This window comes from Arenimonas sp., assembly GCF_022842045.1.
GTDB lineage: Bacteria > Pseudomonadota > Gammaproteobacteria > Xanthomonadales > Xanthomonadaceae > Arenimonas.
The window spans coordinates 1-21,161 of sequence record NZ_JALHQI010000037.1 but is presented as its reverse complement, the minus strand read 5'-3'; the positions used below and the strand labels follow the sequence as shown (position 1 = coordinate 21,161).

Sequence of the window (21,161 nt, the reverse complement as noted above, 5' to 3'; positions counted from 1 at the left end):
GCTTTGCGGCCCTCCCCGCCCATCGAAACCCGGCGCCTCGCCGGGCACAGAGCCGTCAGCCCCATGGAAAAGAGCTTCGAGCCCCAGACCTTCGAAACCAAGTGGTATGCCCACTGGGAAGCCAGCGGCTGCTTCAAGCCCAGCGGCAAGGGCCCGGCCTACACCATCATGCTGCCGCCGCCGAACGTCACCGGCACCCTGCACATGGGCCACGCCTTCCAGCACACGCTGATGGACGCGCTGGTGCGCTACCACCGCATGAAGGGCTTCGACACGCTCTGGCAGGTCGGCACCGACCATGCGGGCATCGCCACGGAGATGGTCGTGTCGCGCAACCTGGCGCTCGAGGGCAAGGGCGAGACGCGCGATTCGCTGGGCCGCGACAAGTTCATCGAGAAAGTGTGGGCCTGGAAGCAGGAATCGGGCGACACCATCACCCGCCAGATGCGCCGCATGGGCGCTTCGGGCGACTGGAGCCGCGAGACCTTCACCATGGACGCCGGCCCGAGCCAGGCCGTGGTGGAGACCTTCGTGCGCCTGTTCGAGGAAGGCCTGATCTACCGCGGCCAGCGCCTGGTGAACTGGGACCCCGTGCTGAAGACCGCGATCTCCGACCTGGAAGTGGTGAGCGAGGAAGAGGACGGCAAGCTGTGGTCGATCCGCTACCCGCTGGCCGGCGGCGCCACCTACGAGCACGTCGAGCACGACGCCGACGGCAACGAAACCCTGCGCGAAACCCGCGACTACCTGGTCGTCGCCACCACGCGCCCGGAAACCATGCTGGGCGACACCGCCGCGATGGTGCATCCGGAAGACCCGCGCTACGCCGCGCTGGTTGGCAAGGCGGTGGCGCTGCCCTTGTCCGACCGCGAGATCCCGATCATCGTCGACGACTACGTCGACCGCGCCTTCGGCACCGGCGTCGTGAAGGTCACGCCCGCGCACGACTTCAACGACTACGCCGTTGGCCAGCGCCATTCGCTGCCGCTGATCAACATCCTCACGCCGGACGCCGCCATCAACGGCAATGCGCCGGAGAAGTACCGCGGGCTGGACCGCTACGCCGCCCGCAAGGCGGTGCTGGCCGACCTCGAGTCGCTCGGCCTGCTGGTCGAGGAAAAGAAGCACAAGCTGCAGGTGCCGCGCGGCGACCGCACCGGCCAGGTGATCGAGCCCTACCTCACCGACCAGTGGTTCGTGCGGATGGAGAAGCTGGGCGCGCGCGGCCTCGAGCTGGTCGAGAGCGGCAAGGTCCGCTTCGTGCCCGAGAACTGGATCAACACCTACCGGCACTGGATGGGCAACATCCAGGACTGGTGCATCAGCCGCCAGCTCTGGTGGGGCCATCGCATCCCGGCCTGGTACGACGCCGCCGGCAAGGCCTACGTCGGCCGCGACGAAGCCGAAGTGCGCGCCAAGCACGGCCTCGGCGCCGACGTGGTGCTGACCCGCGACAACGACGTGCTGGAAACCTGGTTCTCCTCGGCGCTGTGGTCGCACAGCACCCTGGGCTGGCCCGACCCGCAGGCCATGGCCGAACGCGGCTTCGACAAGCGCCTGCCGACCTCGGTGCTGGTCACCGGCTTCGACATCATCTTCTTCTGGGTGGCCCGGATGATCATGATGACCGACCACTTCACCGGCGAAGTGCCGTTCAAGGACGTGTACATCACCGGCCTGGTGCGCGACCGCGACGGCCAGAAGATGTCCAAGTCGAAGGGCAACGTGCTGGACCCGATCGACATCATCGACGGCATCAGCGCCGACGCGCTGGTGGCCAAGCGCACCACCGGCCTGATGAAGCCGACCGACGCGCCCAAGATCGAGAAGGCCACGCGCAAGGAGTTCCCGGACGGCATCGCGCCCTTCGGCGCCGACGCGCTGCGCTTCACCTTCGCCTCGCTGGCCACCCACGGCCGCGACATCAAGTTCGACCTGCAGCGCTGCGAGGGTTACAAGAACTTCTGCAACAAGCTCTGGAACGCCGCCCGCTTCAGCCTGTTGAACTGCGAAGGCTTCTCTGTGGGAGGGACTTCAGTCCCGAACCCGCAGACCGACGCCGAACGCTGGATCCTCGACCGCCTGCAGCACACCCTGCGCGAAGTCGAGAAGGGCTACGCCGACTACCGCTTCGACCTTGCCTCGCAGGCGCTGTACGAATTCGCGTGGAATGAGTTCTGCGACTGGTACCTCGAGCTGTCGAAGCCCGCGCTGATGGGTGAGGACAAAGCGGCCGCCGACAGCACCCGCCACACCCTGCTCTACGTGCTCGAGCAGCTGCTGCGCGCCTTGCACCCGATCATCCCCTTCGTCACCGAGGAGATCTGGCATTCGGTCGCACCCAAGCTCGGCCTCACCGGCGACAGCATCAGCACCCAGCCCTACCCCACCGCCGATGCCACGCTGGAGAACGCCGCCGCGGCCGCCGACATCGAGTGGCTCAAGGACGCCGTGGCCCAGCTGCGCTCGATCCGCAGCCAGATGGGCATCGCGCCGGCGAAGGCCGTGCCGCTGCTGCTGCAGGACGGCGATGCGGCCGCGCGCGAGCGCGTCGCCCGCTACACGCCGGCACTGAAGTTCCTGGCCAAGCTCGAGTCCATCACCTGGCTCGACGGCGAGGCCCCGGCCGCCGCCGCCGCGCTGGTCGGCTCGCTGAAGCTGCTGATCCCGCTGGAAGGCCTGATCGACCTCGGCGCCGAAACCGCGCGCCTGGACAAGGAACTCAAGCGCATCGCCGGCGAGATCGCCAAGTGCCAGGGCAAGCTGTCCAGCGAGACCTTCGTGCAGAACGCCCCCGCCGCCGTGGTGGAGCAGGAACGCGCGCGCCTGGCGGACTGGACCGCGCAGCAAGCCGCCCTGCAGCAGCAACGCTCGAAGCTGGGCTGACGACACAAATGCAGCAAATGAACCTGGTTCATTTGCTAGCTCTCCGGCGGAAGCAGCTCCATCGCCATCACGATCGCATCCTCTCGCCCCTTCTCCGCGGGGTAGTAGTTCGGACGCTGGCCGATCTCGTTGAAGCCTTCGTCGCGGTAAAGCTGGATCGCGCGCGGGTTCGAAGGGCGCACTTCGAGGAAGACCTGGTTGGCCTGGTGCCAGCGCGCCAGGTCCACCAGCCGGCGCAGCAGGCGGCGGCCGTGGCCGCGGCCCTGGTATTCGGGCGCGATGCAGATGTTGAGGATGTGCGCCTCGCCCGCGGCCGCGCTCAGCACGCCGTAGCCGAGCAGGGTCGAACCGGCCTCGAGCACCCAGCAGTGGTGGCCGGCACGCAGGCAGTCACGAAAGATGCCCGGGGTCCACGGGAACACGTAGGCACGATTCTCGATCGCCGACACCGTCTCGATGTCGGTCTGGCGCATCGGCCGGACCTGGGTTCCCGGGGCGGGCCGCGCGTTCATGGCTCAGCGCCGGCGCAGTGCCCGCAGCGCCGGCCACAGCGCCCGCTTGGCGCGGGCATCGGCGCGCAGCTGTTCCACCGGCGGCAGCAGCGGCGACGGATCCCTTCCGCCCGCCGCCCGCACCAGCGACTCCCACAGCTTTTCCGGAAAGCCCGCCGGCCGCGCCACCACCACCGGCGGCGGCACCGGCGCGGGCGCCTGGCGATAGAGCACGTAGCCCATCGCCGCCAGCATCGCCTGCTGGTCGGGACGCCAGCTCATGCGGCCGGCTTGCGCCGCAGCTTGGTCCACAGCCACCAGGCCGGGCCCGAAAGCACGTACACCAGCGCGATCGCGAACAGCCCCTTGGCCTGGGCGATGAACAGCACCGCGATCGTCACCACCACCAGCGCCATCACGAAGAACGGCACCCGGCCGCCCTTCGGGAAGCCCTTGAAGCTGAAGTACTTGATGCGGCTGACCATCAGCAGGCCGGCCGCCACGGTGACCGCGAACGCCAGCCAGCGCAGGCCCTGCCCGCCGTAGCCGAAGGTATTCATGGCCCACACGAACGAGACCATCAGGCCCGCCGCCGCCGGGCTGGCCAGGCCAATGAACCAGCGCTTGTCGGTCGAACCGACCTGGGTGTTGAAGCGGGCCAGGCGCAGCGCCGCGCAGGCGGCGTACAGGAAGGCCGCGGCCCAGCCGACCTTGGCCAGCACCGGCCCGTCGGCGCGGAAGCCCACCAGCGCCCAGTGGTACATCACCAGCGAGGGCGCCATGCCGAAACTGACCAGGTCGGCCAGCGAGTCGTACTGCACGCCGAACTCGCTGGTGGTGCCGGTCATGCGCGCCACCCGGCCGTCGAGGCCGTCGAAAAGGCCGGCCACGAACACCGCGATGCAGGCGCTCTCGAAATTGCCGCTGGCCGCCGCCAGGATGGCGTAGAAACCCGCGAACAGGCCGCCCGTCGTGAGCAGGTTGGGCAGCAGGTAAATGCCGCGGCTGCGGGCCGGGGCGGGTTCGTCTTGGGGATCCATGCCGGAAGTGTAGCGGCTGGCGCTGGCCCTCCATAGCCCGGCGGTTGCGGCGCCTCCCCCGGGGTGGTATCACGGGGCCAGCCACCCCCCGGAGCCACCCCATGTCCCGCCCCGCCCTGCTCGCCGTACTCGTCCTGTCCGTCGCTCCCGGCCTGCTGCAAGCCCAGGGAACGGCGGTCTACAAGTCACGTAACGCCGACGGCACCAACGTCTATTCGCAGGTGCGGGTCGAAGGGGCGGAATCCCGGAACATCAACGCCAACGATCCGGCGAAGGCCGACGCCGAGCCGGAAGCGCCCAAGAGCGAGACCCAGCTGGCCTGCGAGCGGGCACGCCAGAATCTGGAGGCCTACGACTCAGGCGACAGACTCCAGCGCGACAAGGACGGCGACGGCGTCGCCGAGGACCTGTCGGCCGAAGAGATCGCGGCGGAGAAAGGGATGGCCGAACAGCAGGTGACGCTGTACTGCGCGGCCGAGGCCAAGCCCGAGGCCTGATCGGACAGGGCAACTGCGCCGGGCCCGCACGGCCGCTACAATGGCGGCCCTTCCAGCGGTTCGGGTCCTGTCGATGCGCCTTTCCCGGTTCCACCTCAACACCAGCAAGGAAACCCCTGCCGACGCCGAGGTGGTCAGCCACCAGCTGATGCTGCGCACCGGCATGATCCGCAAGCTAGCCGCCGGCCTGTATACCTGGAGCCCGCTGGGCCTGCGCGTGCTGCGCAAGGTCGAGGCCATCGTGCGCGAGGAAATGGACCGCGCCGGTGCCATCGAGATGCTGATGCCCTCGATCCAGCCGCGCGAGCTGTGGGAGGAAACCGGCCGCTGGCAGAAGTTCGGCGGCCAGCTCCTGAAGATCAAGGACCGCAAGGACGGCGAGTTCTGCTACGGCCCCACGCACGAGGAAGTGATCACCGACTTCGCGCGCAACGAGTTGCGCAGCTACAAGCAGCTGCCGCTGAACTTCTACCAGATCCAGACCAAGTTCCGCGACGAGATCCGCCCGCGCTTCGGCGTGATGCGCGCGCGCGAGTTCCTGATGAAGGACGCCTACTCCTTCCACCTCGGCGCCGAGAGCCTGCGCCAGACCTACCAGGCGATGTACGACGCCTACGCGCGCATCTTCACCCGCCTGGGCCTGGTGTTCCGCGCGGTGAACGCCGACACCGGCGCCATCGGTGGCAGCGCCTCGCATGAGTTCCACGTGCTGGCCGATTCGGGCGAGGACGCCATCGCCTTCTCCGACGGCAGCGACTACGCCGCCAACGTCGAGATGGCCGAGGCGATGGCGCCGGGCGAGCGCCCCGCCGCCGCCGAGGCCCTGCGCGAGGTCGAGACTCCGTGGCAGCGCACCTGCGAGGAAGTGGCCAAGCTGATGGGCATCGCGCTTTCGCGCACCGTCAAGTCGGTCGCCGTGGTGGGCGAGCAGGGCTTCGTGCTGGCGCTGGTACGCGGCGACCACATGGTCAACGAGATCAAGCTGTCGAAGGTGCCGGGCCTGGCCGAGTTCCGCCTGGCCACCGAGGCCGAGATCCAGGCCCACCTGGGCTGCGAGCCGGGCTTCATCGGCCCGGTGAAGCCGGTGCAGGCGATCACCGTCATCGCCGACCGCAGCGTGGCGGCGATGGCCGACTTCGTGGTCGGCGCCAACCGCAAGGGCTTCCACCTGGCCGGCGTGAACTGGGGCCGCGACCTGCCCGAGCCGGCGCTGGTCGCCGACCTGCGCAACGTCGTCGAAGGCGACCCTTCGCCCGACGGCAAGGGCACGCTGCGCATCGCCCGCGGCATCGAGGTGGGCCACGTGTTCCAGCTCGGCCAGAAGTACGCCGAGGCGCTCAAGGCCACCGTGCTCGACGCCGAGGGCAAGGCCCAGGTGATGCACATGGGCTGCTACGGCATCGGCGTCTCGCGCATCGTGGCTGCGGCCATCGAGCAGAACTTCGACGCCAACGGCATCTGCTGGCCCGCGCCGATGGCGCCGTGGCAGGTCGCGGTGTGCATCATCAACCCCAAGAACGACCCGGCCGTGGTCGAGGCCGCCGAGGCGCTGTACGCCGAGCTGCTGGCGGCGGGCCTGGAGGCGGTCATCGACGACCGCGGCCTGCGCCCGGGCGTGATGTTCGGCGACATCGAGCTGATCGGCCTCCCGCACCGCGTGGTGGTCTCGGGCCGCGGCCTGGAATCGGGCCAGTTCGAGTACCGCGCCCGGCGCGCCGCCGACAGTGAGAACCTCGACAAGGCGACGCTTCTGGCCCGCCTCGGCGTCGCCTGAGAAAACCGCCCGGGCCGGCGTGCTCAAACCCCGCGCAAACCCTTGCGCGGGTTCCAGCGGAGGCTTTGGCAGGGGTAACATCGGGGTATCCCGGGCAGCCGCCCGGAAAACCCACCGCCCCCTCAGGCCACCCAAGGAAACCCCATGAGCATCAACCTCGAAGGCCTCTCGGCCAAGGAACTCCAGGCCCTGATCGCCAAGGCCAACCAGCGCAAGAAGTCGCTGGCCAAGCGCAAGCCGATCGCCGCCGTGCGCAAGAAGATCGTTTCCCTGGCCAAGGCCGAGGGTTACACCGTGGACGAGCTGTTCGGCACCGCCCGCATGGTCCGCGAAAAGGCCGGCACGCCGGCCAGGAAAACCACCGCCCGCAAGTCCTCGCAAAAGGGCAGCAAGGTCGAACCCAAGTACCGCAACCCCGCCGACCCCACCCAGACCTGGGCCGGCCGCGGCATGGCCCCCAAGTGGCTCGCCGCCGAGCTCGCCAAGGGTCGCAAGCTCGAAGATTTCGCGATCGGGAAATGACCGCGGTGTGACTCCGCGGCTTACTGGCGCCATAGTTCAACTGTCCACTGAAGGCTGAAAACTCCAAGCGCGGCCTCCAGGAGTGACGAGTTCGACTACATAGAGCTGCTCTACAACCTCATGCGTCGGCACGGTTCTGCCGGAGACCTCTCTCCGGTAGAGTTCGAGAAACGAGTGGGGCTAGCTTAGGATGGTGTGCACCGGGGTTCTACCCCGATTCTGCGGACACTTCCACTAAGCCCCATACTGGGGAAAAGGAGTGTCCATGTCCAAGCGCAATCGTTACAGCCCGGAGTACAAGCACGAGCTGGTTGAACTGGTCCGCCGGTCGAAGTCCAGCTGCCGCCAGATCGCCCTGGAGGTCGGGGTCAACCCGGCCTTGCTGACCCGCTGGGTGCGGGAAGCCGACGCCGGCGGAACCAAGGCCTTTCCCGGGGGTGGCACGCCCCGCGATGAAGAACTCGCCCGACTCAAGCGCGAGTTGGGCCGGGTGACGAAGGAGCGGGATTTTTTAAGAGACGCGGCAACGTTCTTCGCGAAGCAGTCACCGAGCGGTACACGGTGATCGAGCGTTGCCGCAGCGAATACCCGGTGGGGAAGATGTGCCGCTGCCTAGATGTTTCGACCAGCGGGTTCTACGCCTGGGCCGGGCGCAAGCCTGGCCCGCGGGCGCAGGCCAATGCACGGCTGCTCGAGCGCATGAAGGATATCCACGAGGACAGCCGGGGCATCCTGGGCGCGCCGCGCATGCATGAGGATCTGACCGACGAAGGCGAAAAGGTCAGCCTGAACCGGGTGGCCCGGATCATGGCGAAAGCCGGCCTGCAGGGCTGGCCGCGCCGCAAGAAGCGCGGCGCGCCCAAGCGTCCGCCAGGCACCCGGCCAGCCGGCGTCAAGAACCTGCTGGAAAGGGATTTCACCGCGCTGGAGCCGGAGACCAAGTGGGTGACCGACATCACCGAGATCGTCACCCACGAGGGCAAGCTGCACCTGTGTGTCGTGCTCGACCTTTACAACAAGCTGGTCATGGGCTGGTCGATGCATCATCGCCAGGACCGGCACATGGTCGTGCGCGCCGTGCAGATGGCCGTTTGGCAGCGCGAAGGCGGCGACGAAGTGATCTTGCATTCCGACCGCGGCGGGCAATTCATCAGCGACACCTACCAGAAGTTCCTCGGAGGCCACGCCCTGGTCTGCAGCATGAGCGCGGTCGGCCACTGCGGCGACAACGCGGCCTGCGAGGGTTTCTTCGGGATCATCAAGCGCGAGTGGATTCACCGCACCAGCTACCGCACCCGCGATGAGGCCCGGGCCGATGTCTTCGGCTACCTCGAGCGGTTCCACAACCCGAGAATGCGTCGTAGAGTTGCCCGGCGTGACCGGGAGTTTCAGGCCTTAATCAAACCGTCCGCGGAAACGGGGTAGAACCCCTGGAGATTGAAAATTGCATAGAGCACGATGTCAATGTCATTGCCTCTTCGACAAAGCTCTACCCGCAGACCTGTAGGATCCACCTTCGTCAAAGGTGAGCCATGAACATAGGCAAATGTGCTGATCCCACCCCCGAGCCCAATCGGATCACTCTGGACATACCGCCCGGTGCTCGGGTCGTAATCCCGGAAGTAGTTGTAGTGTTGCTTAACTCAGGAGATCAACCAGTACGCTAAGAGCATCGCCGTAAGGGACACTGCCTGAGCGACCAACGTGGCCCACCATTTTTCGGTTCGAAGAGTCACCGCGCACAGCAATGATCCGACCAGAGAGCACGCGACGGTGACAACGAGTCCGGGCAGCAGGAACGAAATATCGCCTTGACCGCCAAGAACTATCGCCGAATAGAGCAAGAGAACTGCGGACGACACAAAGTAGCGAAAGAATCTTTGCCTGAAAGTAACCATAACTACTGCCCTCCCGAGCCATGAACAAACTCGCTCCATCTCCACATGAAGCTGGTACCTGCTTTCGCCCTCGCCCTGACAAGTATGGATGACGGACTAGCTCCGTAAAGTTCCTTCATCTCAGGATGAGCACTGTACATTTTCGAAAGAAGTGCCTCTGCCTCTTCTCGGGTATATCGCCTGCCGGCCACACTAGGAAACTCATCTGGAAGTAGCGAATCCAGCTTGCCGCATGCGAGACCATCATCCCAAGGCATAGGCCGCAACGGTCCTCCGTGTGATGGTTTCGTCCAGTTAACCCCGGCCTCCAGAGCGTTCCCTATACGCCTCGCTTTGCCGCCCAATCCGGGTATGTCCTTCACACTTATCGGATCAAACTCAAGTTGGTACCTAGCCTCTAGGCCATTGCCGCCCATCGTGTACGGGTAGACCTCTACTCGAAGGAGTCCCAGGGGATCGATGTTGGTCAAAGGACTCCCGGCGACGTATCCGAAAGTGCTTACGCCGCCGGCGAGTCCGATCGGATCGCTCTGGACGTATCGCCCGGTGCTGGGCTCGTAATCCCGGAAGTAGTTGTAGTGCAGCCCGCTCTCGCCGTCAAAGTACTGGCCGGGATAGCGCAGGTTGAACACGAAGTTGTAGGCGTCGCCGTCCGGGTTGTTCAGCGGCGCATGGTCGCCGAACGCGGTCGTCGTGAGGTCCCAGCGCCAGATGATGGTGTTGGTGCTGGCCAGCACCAAGGCGCGGGGCGTGCTCAGGTGGGTTGCAGAAACTTCTTCCAGACGAAACGGGCGCCCAGCAGACACGATACGAAATAGATGATCGTCGAGGCCACAGACACCCAAATATGAGACGGCGTACCGAAGCTGATCGACATCAGGATGAACTTCAAGTGGTAACCCAAGAAAACGGCCAACGTTAGTGTCGTTGCGATCCATAAAGATCTGAAACGCGTCACCAGCGTGGTTGGCAGAACGACCAACGCAGCTCCTATTACCGTGCCTGCGACCTCCAAGACGCGCACGCAGAAATTCTGTACGCTCGGCGGACCAAACCCGATGGTGAAGGGCAAGAATCTGAGCTTCGTTGCCACCACAGAATCGTTGGTCAGCCAATAAACGTACGGCGCAAGCAGGCACAAGCCAATCAAGATCAGAAGACGGATCCACAACGACTTCATAGACTTCTCCAAAAAAACTTATCAAAAGTCGTCGGGATCGCAACCACATGATAGACCAGTCCCTTTCAGGACGGATCCGTCCGCAGAATAAGACCATGGACCGTCTGGAATTCCAGCCACCTTTGCGCTAAATCGTCCGGACGCTGCGCCAATCGTGAGCGTTCCCGTAAATACCTTATTTTCGACGATTCCGGACAGGCTGACTCGACCAGCCAAGTTCGCGGGATCGGGAGTCGGGTAGCGATCATGGAGCACAACGTCCGCGATCATTCCCTCCGAGGAGCTATCGAGTCCCAGACTCGCTCCGGCCGCTCTAACCACCGGTGTGTAGTGACTCCTTCTTTCAAAATCGTTGTAGCTCCACTTTTGCTGGAAACATTCACTTGTCAGTTCCGCTTGAATGCCTTCGATCTGGGTATAACCGAGCCATCTGGCCAAAGATCCTCCGATGGGCAGATCCCCAGGAGTAAAGGAACCGACAATTACCGAACCTCGCCATTCCGCGAGCCCGAATGGATCTACCGCAGCGAACGGCGAAGCAGACACGTACCCGTAGGTGTTTATCCCACCACCCAGGCCAATCGGATCCGACTGCACATACCGCCCCGTGCTCGGATCGTAATCCCGGAAGTAGTTGTAGTGCAGCCCCGTCTCGGCGTCAAAGTACTGGCCGGGGTAGCGCAGGTTGAACGTGTAGGTTGCCGCATCCCCGTCCGGGTTGTTCTGCGGCGCGTGCTCGCCGAACGCGGTCGTGGTGATGTCCCAGCGCCAGATGATGGCGTTGCTGCTTGGCAGCACCACCGCGCGCGGCGTGTTCAGGTGGTCGGTCAGGACGTACTGGAAGCTCTGGCCCTGGTGCGCGCCATGCACGGCCACCAGTACATCGTTCATCCAGATGTACTCGCGGATTGGCGTGCCGTCGGGGGTGTACTCCCCCATCAGCTTGCCGGCTTCGTCGTAGATGAAGTGGATGCTGTTGGCTGCACTGGGCGCCGTCTTGACGATCCGCTGGCCAAGCGCATCGTAGCCGTACTGGCGGCCGGACGCGCCGCTCACGATATATGCGCTCATGCGGCCACGGTCGTCGTAGGTGAACCACCCCCCTCCGGTTCGCGACACCATGTTCCCGGCCGCGTCATAGGCGCGGCTGCCCGTTCCGACCTGGGTCAGCCGGTGGTTCGCCAACCCGTAGCTGTACGCCTCCGTCGAGGTCGTGGTCTTGCTGGTGCGGTTGCCGGTGGCGTCGTACGAGAACCCCTGGACCAGGGCGCCGCCGTCTCGCAGCTCCGTCAGCCGGCCGAGCGCGTCGTTCGATACCGTGCGGCCGACGATGGCCCCGGAGGTGGACCGCTCGCCCAGGCCCTCGACATTGCCCGCAAGATCCAAGGTGTAGTCCACGTCCATGCCGCCCAGGGCATTGTCTGACACCCGGTCGATTCCGTAGTTCAGGTCGTAGGCCTTCGTCAGCACCCGGCCGTTGCCAAAGGTGAGGCTGTTCAACGGGCCGAAGGGAAGGTAGGCCACGTCGATAACCAAGGGAACCGGGGTTCCGCGCTCCGAAGTGCGCGCATTCACTCCCGTTATCTGGCCAGCGGCGTTTCGGACATAGTCCACGACCAGGCCGCTCGGATACCCGACCTGCTGAACTTGATCGGCCAGGTCATACCGGTAGGCGAGTGCCCGTTCCGGTCCGCCGACGGCCGCCTGGAACTTGCGCTCGACGTTGCCCCGATGGTCGTAGCAGAAGTAGGTGGTCCCGGCGTTTGATGAGAACCGGGTCAGGCGCCCGATCGCGGCCGTGTAGCCGCAGCCGCTGCCCGGCTCCCACTGGTCGTAGCTGAACTCGGCCAAGGTCACTGGGCCGCCCGGGCCGGTGTTTGCCCGCTGGATGGCGGTCAGGCGGTTTGAGCTGCTGCCGGTTTCACAGACACCCAGTTTGGGTGTGATGATGAAACCGGAGGTGGCAAATGGCAAAGAGAACGTTTACCCGAGAGTTCAAGCTTGAGGCGGTGAAGCTGGTCAAGGATCGAGGGGTATCGATGGCCCAGGCGTCTCGAGACCTGGGGATCCACCTGAACGTGCTTCGCAAATGGGTCAAGGATGTCGAGGCGGACCCGGTCCAGGCGTTTCCCGGCCAGGGGCAGATGAAGGCCGACCAGGCCGAGATAGCGAAGCTCAAGAAGGAAGTCATCAAGCTCAAGATGGAGCGAGATTTCCTGAAAAAAGCCGCGGCCTTTTTCGCCAAGGAGTCGACGTGAAGTTCGGCTACGTGGCGAAACACCGAGGGGCCTGGCCGGTGTTGATGATGTGCGAGGCGCTCGGTGTGTCTCGAAGCGGGTTCTACGCGTGGCTGGTGCGGCCGCAGAGCCAGCGCAGCCTGGACGACGAAAGCATGGGGTTGGCGGTACGACAGAGCCACGTCGACAGCGACCGGACCTACGGCGCCCGCCGCGTCTGGCGCGACGTGCTCGAGCTTGGTCATCGGTGCGGCCTGCACCGGATCGAGCGATTGATGCGGTCACAAGCGCTCCGGGCGCGGCCCAGGCGCCGGGCAAAGCCGGTGGACCAAGGGGAACGAACGGCTCCGCCGGCCCCCAACCTCCTGGATCGCCAGTTCAATGCCGCTGGGCCGAACCAGAAGTGGATCGCCGACTTCACCTATATCTGGACGGCGGAAGGGTGGTTGTACGTGGCCGCCGTGATTGACCTGTACTCACGGCGCGCCGTGGGCTGGTCGATGCAAACGAACATGACGGCGCAGCTCGTCACCGATGCGATGGTCATGGCCGTCTGGCGTCGCGGCAAGCCCGGCGCGGTGATGCACCATTCCGACCGCGGCAGTCAGTACACCAGCGACGAGTTCCAGCGCTTGCTGGAAGAAATTGGCGTGACCTGCAGCATGAGCCGGGCGGGCAACGTATGGGACAACTCGGCGATGGAGAGCTTCTTCTCTTCGCTCAAGATCGAGCGGACGAACAGGAAGACGTACCGGAGCCGAGACCAGGCCAAGGCCGACGTGTTCGACTACATTGAGCGCTTCTACAACACCCGTCGGCGGCACTCGTCTATCGGTTACGTTAGCCCGGCAGAGTTCGAGAAACGGGCAGGGTTAGCTTAGGATGGTGTCCACGGAACCGGCAGCAGCTCAATCGAAGCCAGCACGCCGATACGAGTCCCGGCTGGAGTAAGGCGCTTGTTCAGCGTGTGCGACCAGCCCAGGTTCATCTTCCCGGTCGCCGGGCCCGGCCCGACCTGTCCGTCACCCGGATTAAACGCGCCCTGACTACTCCAAAGGCGATCGAAGCTCAGGAGCGAGCCCGGCTTGGAGAAAACAGGCTCGCGCTGCAGGTTCGCCAGCGACGGATGCTTTGCGCCGGTGCCGTCCTGACAAATCGGAGCACACAGGATCTGCTTGCATCGCGGACCGTTCGGGGTGTCGACCGGAAAATAGCCATTCGGGCAACGCACTTCTCTCCTTCTGCCGCCTGCAAACGAGGTGGCTGCCGGAGGGTTAGGAGATGCGTCGTAATAAAGGAGCAGACCTCGGCACTCATTGGTCACGATATCCAAGACCATTCTTGGCTGACAGTGAGAGCCGTGCGTATCGTCCGTGTAATAGCCGGAGTCGGTGACGCTGCCAGTGAGGGGAAAGCGCCTTATTGCGATGGCCTGCGCCATGCTGACGAAATTGGAGTCTGTCCAGTCGGCTGGTCCGACACAGTGGCCGCCCACGACAGGATAGATATCAACCACGCCGCCGCGGCCCTCGCACTCCATGATCAGTGGTGCCCACGGCCCCAAGTCATAGCTCCAATCGTTGTAATACCGCCACTCGGTGATCTCGATGTCGGTGCATACGGCGACAGGATTGCTGGCGCTTTCGCCAATGCAAGGGTCTTCGACGGCCAGGGCCTCGCGGGGACTTAGGGCGGCAACCAAGAGGAGCAAAGACAACACTAACAATCGCATGAGTGGCAGTCCGCATAGGTATTCGCGGCGAAGCCTACGCCCGAGGTAAGTCGTTTTGACCTCAGTGAGAAATATTGTCATGGATAAGGCGCGGATAGGTAGCTAATGGCTAACCACGTTAGTCACGCTCGCGCCGTGTCCTCCAACTCCGCTAGCTAACGCCCTCGGGCTCGATTTCTCCGACTTGTCCCTGAAGGCTCAGCTTCGCAGTCGGTGGCGGTACATGCGCCCATCGGACCATGCTTGGTCTGTTCAGCGCTTCCACTGATTCCTAGATATTCCGCCGCGACGGCACGATCAGGTTGCCAAACAGCAGACCCGCCACCAGCGCGATCAGCGCCGAGAGCAGGACGAAGGCGGTATCCAGCCCCAGCCACACGTCGCGCTCCATCACGAAGTTGAGGCTGCGGAAGCCCACGCTGCCCGGCACCAGCAGGATGATGCCCGGCACCCGGATCAGGGCGCCTGGGCGGTTGCGCCAGCGGCCGTAGGCGTTGCTGATGGCGGCGATGCCCATGCCGGCGAAGAAGGCGCCGCCCGCGAAGTTGTCCGAGGCCAGGCCCAGCAGCTCGCCGCCGACGCGGGTGAGGCCGTAGCCCAGCAGCACCGAGGCCATCACCAGCGGGTAGTCGCGGCGCGCGGCCTGGAACAGCACCGCGAACGCGAAGGCCGCCACCAGCAGCGCCACCAGCTCGGCCCCCGGCGCCAGCGGCTGGGCCGCGGCCTCCTGCGGCACCCAGCCCAGCAGGCCGACGATCTGCATCGCCGCCACGGTGCCGAAGGTGAGCTTCATCAGGATCATCAGCGCGCCGGCGAAGCGCGCGGTGCCCGACATCAGCTGCTGGCTCGACAGCTCGCTGACGGCATTGGTCAGCATCAGGCCGGGCATCAGCACGATCAGCGACGACACGATCACGGTCTTGAACGACAGCGGCGCGATCCAGGTCGCCACCGCGGCGGCCAGCAGGGTGGCCACCAGCGCGGCGATCGCCTCCAGCGCCTCCGACAGCCGCGGCCGGCCCGCCGCCAGCACGAACAGGATGCCGATCACCACGCCGATCACGCCGGCGGTGGCCACGTCCACCCAGCCCGCGCCCAGCAGCGCCGCCACCGCCGCCGCCGAGAGGCCGAAGCTGAAGGCATTGAGCGCCTGCGACAGCGGCCGCGCCGGGCGGTCGAGCGCCTTCAGCGCGACCAGGCCGGCGGCCGGGTCCAGGCGCCCGGCCAGCACGTCCTCGGCGATGGCGTCGGTGGCGGCCAGGCGGCTGAGGTTCTGGTCGCCCGGCGCCAGCCGCAGCACGCGGGTGATGCCGTTCTGCTGCCCGCGCACCGGGTCGGCGAAGCTCAGGATGATGCCGGTGGGGTTGGACCAGACCTCGCACTCCAGGCCCAGCCGCTGCGCCACGCCCATCACCGCGCCCTCGAGCCGCTGCGAGGTGGTGCCGTAGGCGTGCAGGCGCGTGGCCAGCTCGGCGACGAAACCGGCCTGCGCCTCGTAGGTGGACTGGCTGTTGAGCACGGGCGCGTTCATCGGGCGGGAAGCATGGCACGAGCCCCCGCCGGCGGCTATCCTCAGGCAACCGCTGAGGAAACGCCCACGGCATGAGCCAACCCCCCAGCATCGAACCCAGCGAGCGCCACCCCGGCATCCTCGTCGCCCGCGGCGACTGGACCCTGGCGCACGCCGCGACCCTGCTCGCGCTGCTGGACGCCGCGCCCGAGTCGGCCGAGGACATCGACGGCCGGGACATCGGCAAGCTCGATTCCGCCGGCGCCATGATGCTGTCGCGCTACGCGGTGAAAGTGGGCCTGGGCCTGGCCACGGTCGAGGTGCAGCCGGCCTACCAGTCGCTCACCGGCACCGTGCAGGCCATCTGCGAGAACCCGCGCCGGGTGCCGCGCACCGACTACGGCTTCCGCGAAATGCTCGCGCGCATGGGCTTCGCGGTCGAGGACTACACCCGCGAGATCCTCGCCCTGGTCGGTTTCCTGGGCCTGACGCTCAAGACCGCGCTGGGCGTGCTGCTGCGCCCGGCGCGCTTCCGGGTCACGCCCACCGTGCACCACATGGAGCAGGTCGGCCTGGATGCCGTGCCGCTGGTGCTGCTGCTGAGCTTCATGGTCGGCGCGGTCATCGCCTTCCTGGGCGCCACGGTGCTGCGCGATTTCGGCGCCGAGATCTTCGTGGTGGAACTGGTCGGCATCGCCTTCCTGCGCGAGTTCGCCGTGCTGCTGACCGCCATCCTGCTGGCTGGCCGCACCGCCAGCGCCTTCACCGCGCAGATCGGCGCGATGCAGTCGGGCGAGGAGATCGACGCCATCCGCACGCTGGGCCTGGACCCGATCGAGCTGCTGGTGATCCCGCGCCTGGTGGCGCTGCTGGTGATGCTGCCGCTGCTGACCTTCCTGGCCATGGTCTCGGGCATCGCCGGCGGCCTGGCGGTCAGCGTGGCCAGCCTGGGCATGACGCCCGAGATGTTCATCACCCGCCTGCACGAGACGATCGAGGTCCGTCACTTCTGGGTCGGCGTCTCGAAGGCGCCGCTGTTCGCGATGATCATCGGCCTGATCGGCTGCCTGGAGGGCTTCCAGGTGCAGGGCACGGCGCAGTCGGTGGGCGAACGCACCACCTCGAGCGTGGTGCAGACGATCTCGCTGGTGATCCTGCTCGATGCCTTCGCGGCGCTGTTCTTCATGGAGATGGACTGGTGAGCACGGAAGCCGCCGGCACCGACGACCTGGCCATCCGCGTGCGCGGCCTGCGCAACGCCTTCGGCGAGCAGGTGGTGCACCAGGACCTGGACCTGGACGTGCGCCGCGGCGAGATCATCGGCGTGGTCGGCGGCTCGGGCACCGGCAAGTCGGTGCTGATGCGCGCCGTGCTCGGGCTGCGCGAACCGCAGGGCGGCCATATCGAGGTGCTGGGCGTGGACGCACTGTCCGACCGCGCCCGGGCCAGCGGCGTGATCGAGCTCAACACCGGCGTGCTGTTCCAGAACGGCGCGCTGTTCTCGTCCCTCACCGTGGCCGAGAACGTCTCGGTGCCGCTGAAGGAACACTACGCCGAACTGCCGGCCGACATGATCCACGACCTGGCCATGCTCAAGATCCGCATGGCCGGGCTGGGCGAGGACGCCGGCGCCAAGCTGCCCTCGCAGCTCTCGGGCGGCATGCGCAAGCGCGCGGCGCTGGCGCGGGCGCTGGCGCTGGACCCGGCGCTGCTGTTCCTCGACGAACCCACCGCCGGCCTAGACCCCATCGGTGCCGCGGCCTTCGACGCCCTCATCAAGACCCTGCAGAAAGCGCTGGGCCTGACCGTCTTCCTGATCACCCACGACCTCGACACGCTCTACACCATCTGCGACCGGGTCGCCGTCATCGGCGACCGGCGCGTGCTCATCAACGCCCCGCTGGCCGAAGTGGAACGCTTCGACCACCCGTGGGTGCAGGAATATTTCCACGGCCCGCGCGGACGCGCCGCGCAGGCCGCCCGGGCCAAGGAGGCTTGACCATGGAAACCCGTGCCAACCATGTGCTGATCGGCGCGTTCACGCTCGCCGTCTGCCTGCTCGCGGTGCTGTTCGCGCTGTGGGCCGCCAAGTACACCACCGAGAAATCCTTCGCCGAGTACGACGTGGTGTTCGTGGAGGCCGTCACCGGCCTGAGCGTCGGCAGCCAGGTGCTCTACAACGGCATCAGCGTCGGCGCGGTGCGGCGGCTCTCGCTCGACCGCGACGATCCGCGCAAGGTCATCGCCCGCATCCGCCTGGCCGCCGACACGCCGGTGAAGACCGACACCCGCGCCAAGCTCGCCCTCACCGGCCTTACCGGCGTGGCCATCATCCAGCTCACGGGCGGCAGCCCGGGCAGCCCGCCGCTGCGGCCACGCGAGGAACAACGGGTGGCCATCATCCAGACCGAACCCTCGGCGCTGCAGAACATCGCCGCCAACGCCAGCGAGATCGTCAACCGCATCAACGAATTGCTCAGCGACGACAACGTGGCGCGGGTGACGCGCACGCTCGACCAGCTCGACCAGATCACCGGCTCGATCGCCAGCGAACGCGAGGACATCGCGGCGCTGGTGCGCAACGCGCGCGCGGCCAGCGAGAAGCTCGAGCAGACGCTCACCAGCGCCGACCGCACCATCAACAACCTCGACGCCAACCTGGTGCAGGAGCTGCCGGCCCTGGTGGCGCGCCTGGACCGCACGCTGGCCAAGCTCGAGTCGGCCAGCACCAGCGCCGACGCCATCCTCACCGACAACCGCGACGCCATCGCCGATTTCAGCCAGGACGGCCTGTCCCAGGTCGGCCCGACCATGCGCCAGCTGCGCGGCCTGATCCGCGAGCTCGACGACCTGGTCGAGCGGGTCGAGGGCAATCCCGCCGGCTTCCTGCTGGGCCGCGAACAACCCGAGGAGTTCGAACCATGATCCGTGCCATCGCCCTGCTCGGTGCCACCACCCTGCTGGCCGGCTGCGCCGCGATCGGCGGCCCGAAGACCGAAGTGAAGGTGTACGCGCCGGCCTCGTCGGTGACGGTCGACGCGGGCTGGCCTTCGGTCGACTGGCACCTGACGGTGGTCACCAGTGCCGCCAACCAGATGCTCGACTCCTCGCGCATCGCGGTGCGACCGACGCCCGACCGCTTCCAGGTCTACAAGGGCGCCGCCTGGGCCGACGATGCGCCCGAACTGCTGCAGACGGCGCTGATCGAAGGCTTCGAGGACGCCGGCAAGCTGGCGGCCGTCGGCCGCTTCGGTGCCGGTTCACGCGGCGATGCCGGCCTGCTGGTGGAAGTGCGCGCCTTCGAAACCGTTTACGTGGACGGCCGCCCCGAGGCGGTGATCGAAGTCCAGGCCCGCCTGGTCCAGTTCCGCGGCGGCGGCACGGTCGCCTCAAAGCGCTTCCGCCAGGCCATCCCCGGCGCCACGCCGGAAATCGACGACATGGTCGCCGCCTTCGGCACCGCCCTGTCCGCCCTCACCACCGACCTCGTCGCCTGGACCCTCACCGAAGCCCACCAAGCCAATGAACCAGGTTCATTAAGCAAATGAACCTGGTTCATTTGGTGTGATGCGGCGGAAGGTGAGGTTGAGGCGGGGGGCGACGGCGCGCGCGGTGCGCGGGAGGGCGTGGCGCCAGTGGGCCTGGGTGTCGCCGGACATCACCAGCAGGCTGCCGTGGGGGAGGTCGAGCGCGAATTTCTTCGCGGGGTCGCGGCGATGCTTGAAGGCGAAGCGGCGGGTGCCGCCGAGGCTCAGTGAAGCAATCACCGGGCGCGGGCCGAGCTCGGGCTCGTCGTCGCTGTGCCAGCCCATCGCATCGCGGCCGTCGCGATAGAGGTTCGCCAGCACGCTGTTCATCACCACGCCCGCGGCGGCATCGATGCGCGGCCGCAGCGCCTGCAGCGCCGCGGGCCAGGGCCGCGGCTCGAAGCGCGTGCGTGAGTAGACGTAGGACGCGCCGGGATCGCCAATCCAGCAGCTCAAGCGCGGCGAATCCACCTCCCGCCCGAACATCCTGATCCGGTGCGTCTCCCACCGGATCGAATCCATCAACCCCGCCAACAGCTCATCCGCTTCCGCGCGCGGCAGCCAGTCAGGCGCGTACTCCAAGTGACCGTCGGGGATGGGGTATTTCATTTTCGCCACGGATGAACACGGAAGAAAAACTACTCCCCGGTATCAGCGACCGCCGCGATGACGCCAGCGAGTTCAAGCAGGCGCAGGTCGGAGCCCGGAGCGCCGACGAGCTGCAGGCCAAGGCCGCCGGGCAGCGGCAGGCTCAAGGCCGGGCAGCCGGCCAGCGAAGCGAGCGCGGTGAGGTCGGCCAGGTTCGCCGGCTCGTCCGCGCCGTAAGCCGGCGGCGGGGCCGCAGTAGTGGGCAGCAGCAGCACGTCGAACTGTTCGAACAGGCGGCGCACGCGCACCACGTGCTGGTCCAGGCGCAGGTCGGCGCGGGCGAAGTCGGCGGCGGTCTTGCGGCGGGCGAAGTCGAGCAGCCAGCGCAGCCGCGTCGAGGCGCCGTCGAGGCGCGGCTCGTGCGCCGCAAGAATTTCAGCCTCCATCAGCAGCAGCGCCGCCCGGCGGGTAGCGGCCACTTCCAGCGGCGCCACTTCCAGCGCCACCGGCAGCGCGCTGCCGAACACCGGCGCCACCCGCGCCATCACCGCGCTGAAGCTTTCGGCAACCGCGGCATCCACGCCCAGCACGGACAGGTCGGCGACCACGCCCGCCTTGAGTTCGCCCGGCACCCAGTCCGGCGGCGACAGCGGCACGCGGCGCTTGCGCGAGCGCGGGTCGCCGGCGTCGTAGCCGGTGAGCACCGGCAGCAGCAGCCCGGCGTCCTGCACCGTGCGCGTGACCAGGCCCACGCAGTCGAGCCGGCGTAGCGCCGGCGCCATGCCGCGGCAGCTGATCTCGCCAAAGGTGGGCTTGTGCGCCACCAGCCCGCAGAAGGCCGCGGGGATGCGCACCGCACCGAGCGTGTCGGAACCAAGCGCGGCAATGGCATGGCCGGCGGCCACCGCAACGGCCGCGCCCGCCGAGGCACCGCCGGCGGCGCGGTCCGGATGCACCGGGTTGCGCACGTCGCCGTGGTGCGGGTTGCGGCCCACGGTGCCGAACGCGGCTTCGTCGATATTGGTCTTGCCCAGGAACACCGCGCCGGCGCCGCGCAGGCGCCGCACCGCGTGCGCATCCTCCTCGGCCAGGCCCGGGTGGCCGGGCAGGCCCAGGCTGGTGGGCATGCCGGCGATGTTGAAGTTGTCGTTCACCGCGATCGGCACGCCGTCCAGGCGGCCCAGCGGCTTGCCCTCGGCGCGGCGCTCGTCGCTGGCGCGGGCGGCGGCCAGGGCGCCGGCGGCGTCCACCCAGGTCCAGGCGTTGAGGCTGCCGTCGC

The 21,161-nt window shown here is 66.8% G+C and carries 20 protein-coding genes and 1 pseudogene; 10 read left to right on the top strand and 11 right to left on the bottom strand.

The genetic code is table 11. From position 1 onward, the window contains the following. Nucleotides 1-63: 63 nt before the first annotated feature. Complete coding sequence (locus Q0C12_RS09250) at nucleotides 64-2,886, top strand: valine--tRNA ligase (RefSeq protein WP_290889321.1); 2,823 nt, start codon at nucleotides 64-66, stop codon at nucleotides 2,884-2,886. A gap of 35 nt (nucleotides 2,887-2,921) precedes the next feature. Here Q0C12_RS09250 and rimI read toward each other — a convergent pair whose 3' ends face one another. The 3 genes from rimI to pssA are packed head-to-tail and all read right to left on the bottom strand — an operon-like array spanning nucleotide 2,922 to nucleotide 4,417. Continuing rightward, on the bottom strand, nucleotides 2,922-3,398 hold the full coding sequence (rimI, locus tag Q0C12_RS09245) for a ribosomal protein S18-alanine N-acetyltransferase (protein ID WP_290889318.1): 477 nt from the start codon (nucleotides 3,396-3,398) through the stop codon (nucleotides 2,922-2,924). Nucleotides 3,399-3,401: 3 nt separating this feature from the next. Continuing rightward, nucleotides 3,402-3,659 (bottom strand): hypothetical protein, encoded by a 258-nt coding sequence (locus tag Q0C12_RS09240; protein ID WP_290889315.1) that lies wholly within the window; start codon nucleotides 3,657-3,659, stop codon nucleotides 3,402-3,404. Further along, nucleotides 3,656-4,417 (bottom strand): CDP-diacylglycerol--serine O-phosphatidyltransferase, encoded by a 762-nt coding sequence (pssA, locus tag Q0C12_RS09235; protein WP_290889312.1) that lies wholly within the window; start codon nucleotides 4,415-4,417, stop codon nucleotides 3,656-3,658. Before pssA ends, Q0C12_RS09240 begins: the two co-directional genes overlap by 4 nt. Before the next feature lie 101 nt (nucleotides 4,418-4,518). Here pssA and Q0C12_RS09230 point away from each other — a divergent pair, with 101 nt between their 5' ends. The 4 genes from Q0C12_RS09230 to Q0C12_RS09215 all read left to right on the top strand — a co-directional run bounded on the left by Q0C12_RS09230 (nucleotide 4,519) and on the right by Q0C12_RS09215 (nucleotide 8,635). Then, nucleotides 4,519-4,914 carry a DUF4124 domain-containing protein gene (locus Q0C12_RS09230; RefSeq protein WP_290889310.1) on the top strand — a complete coding sequence of 132 codons (396 nt, stop codon included), beginning with the start codon at nucleotides 4,519-4,521 and terminating at the stop codon, nucleotides 4,912-4,914. Nucleotides 4,915-4,987: 73 nt separating this feature from the next. Next, nucleotides 4,988-6,688, top strand: a complete 1,701-nt coding sequence (locus tag Q0C12_RS09225; protein ID WP_290889307.1) for a proline--tRNA ligase — start codon at nucleotides 4,988-4,990, stop codon at nucleotides 6,686-6,688. A gap of 144 nt (nucleotides 6,689-6,832) precedes the next feature. Beyond that, entirely contained in the window at nucleotides 6,833-7,210 is a 378-nt protein-coding gene (locus Q0C12_RS09220; protein ID WP_290889304.1) for an H-NS histone family protein, read from the top strand. A 265-nt stretch (nucleotides 7,211-7,475) separates the two neighbouring features. Then, a protein-coding gene (locus Q0C12_RS09215) for an IS3 family transposase (protein WP_290889302.1) occupies nucleotides 7,476-8,635 on the top strand; the annotation gives its coding sequence in 2 pieces (ribosomal slippage) (nucleotides 7,476-7,725 and nucleotides 7,725-8,635; 1,161 coding nt in all). Here Q0C12_RS09215 and Q0C12_RS09210 read toward each other — a convergent pair. The 4 genes and pseudogenes from Q0C12_RS09210 to Q0C12_RS09195 form a co-directional block, all read right to left on the bottom strand. After that, nucleotides 8,599-8,835 (bottom strand): annotated as a pseudogene (locus Q0C12_RS09210) (RHS repeat-associated core domain-containing protein); the annotation flags it as partial. The gene Q0C12_RS09215 and the pseudogene Q0C12_RS09210 sit on opposite strands and share 37 nt — an antisense overlap. A 275-nt stretch (nucleotides 8,836-9,110) precedes the next feature. Beyond that, nucleotides 9,111-9,845 (bottom strand): RHS repeat-associated core domain-containing protein, encoded by a 735-nt coding sequence (locus tag Q0C12_RS14875; RefSeq protein WP_343212453.1) that lies wholly within the window; start codon nucleotides 9,843-9,845, stop codon nucleotides 9,111-9,113. A gap of 17 nt (nucleotides 9,846-9,862) precedes the next feature. After that, on the bottom strand, nucleotides 9,863-10,288 hold the full coding sequence (locus tag Q0C12_RS09200) for a hypothetical protein (protein WP_290889299.1): 426 nt from the start codon (nucleotides 10,286-10,288) through the stop codon (nucleotides 9,863-9,865). Nucleotides 10,289-10,309: 21 nt separating this feature from the next. Then, on the bottom strand, nucleotides 10,310-12,262 hold the full coding sequence (locus tag Q0C12_RS09195; protein ID WP_290889296.1) for an RHS repeat-associated core domain-containing protein: 1,953 nt from the start codon (nucleotides 12,260-12,262) through the stop codon (nucleotides 10,310-10,312). Here Q0C12_RS09195 and Q0C12_RS09190 point away from each other — a divergent pair. Beyond that, a protein-coding gene (locus Q0C12_RS09190) for an IS3 family transposase (protein ID WP_290889294.1) occupies nucleotides 12,256-13,406 on the top strand; the annotation gives its coding sequence in 2 pieces (ribosomal slippage) (nucleotides 12,256-12,514 and nucleotides 12,514-13,406; 1,152 coding nt in all). The genes Q0C12_RS09195 and Q0C12_RS09190 overlap by 7 nt on opposite strands. Here the strand turns inward: Q0C12_RS09190 and Q0C12_RS09185 are convergent. Next, nucleotides 13,403-14,257, bottom strand: a complete 855-nt coding sequence (locus Q0C12_RS09185; RefSeq protein ID WP_290889291.1) for a hypothetical protein — start codon at nucleotides 14,255-14,257, stop codon at nucleotides 13,403-13,405. The genes Q0C12_RS09190 and Q0C12_RS09185 overlap by 4 nt on opposite strands. 271 nt (nucleotides 14,258-14,528) lie before the next feature. Continuing rightward, on the bottom strand, nucleotides 14,529-15,788 hold the full coding sequence (locus Q0C12_RS09180; protein ID WP_290889288.1) for a threonine/serine exporter family protein: 1,260 nt from the start codon (nucleotides 15,786-15,788) through the stop codon (nucleotides 14,529-14,531). Nucleotides 15,789-15,859: 71 nt separating this feature from the next. Between Q0C12_RS09180 and Q0C12_RS09175 the strand changes: the two genes are divergently transcribed. Genes Q0C12_RS09175 through Q0C12_RS09160 form a run of 4 tightly spaced genes read left to right on the top strand, consistent with a single transcriptional unit; the run spans nucleotide 15,860 to nucleotide 19,315 of the window. Beyond that, on the top strand, nucleotides 15,860-16,969 hold the full coding sequence (locus Q0C12_RS09175; RefSeq protein ID WP_290889285.1) for an ABC transporter permease: 1,110 nt from the start codon (nucleotides 15,860-15,862) through the stop codon (nucleotides 16,967-16,969). Continuing rightward, entirely contained in the window at nucleotides 16,966-17,766 is an 801-nt protein-coding gene (locus Q0C12_RS09170; RefSeq protein ID WP_290889282.1) for an ATP-binding cassette domain-containing protein, read from the top strand. Before Q0C12_RS09175 ends, Q0C12_RS09170 begins: the two co-directional genes overlap by 4 nt. A gap of 2 nt (nucleotides 17,767-17,768) precedes the next feature. Continuing rightward, entirely contained in the window at nucleotides 17,769-18,692 is a 924-nt protein-coding gene (locus Q0C12_RS09165; RefSeq protein WP_290889279.1) for an MlaD family protein, read from the top strand. Next, nucleotides 18,689-19,315, top strand: a complete 627-nt coding sequence (locus Q0C12_RS09160) for an ABC-type transport auxiliary lipoprotein family protein (protein WP_290889276.1) — start codon at nucleotides 18,689-18,691, stop codon at nucleotides 19,313-19,315. Before Q0C12_RS09165 ends, Q0C12_RS09160 begins: the two co-directional genes overlap by 4 nt. On the opposite strand, the gene Q0C12_RS09155 is transcribed toward Q0C12_RS09160, so the two are convergent. Both Q0C12_RS09155 and Q0C12_RS09150 read right to left on the bottom strand, forming a co-directional pair. After that, entirely contained in the window at nucleotides 19,304-19,903 is a 600-nt protein-coding gene (locus Q0C12_RS09155) for an alpha-ketoglutarate-dependent dioxygenase AlkB (RefSeq protein ID WP_290889273.1), read from the bottom strand. The two genes, Q0C12_RS09160 and Q0C12_RS09155, sit on opposite strands and share 12 nt — an antisense overlap. Before the next feature lie 29 nt (nucleotides 19,904-19,932). Continuing rightward, nucleotides 19,933-21,161, bottom strand: a 1,229-nt coding sequence (locus tag Q0C12_RS09150; protein WP_290889271.1) for an amidase, incomplete at its 5' end; no start/stop codon positions are given.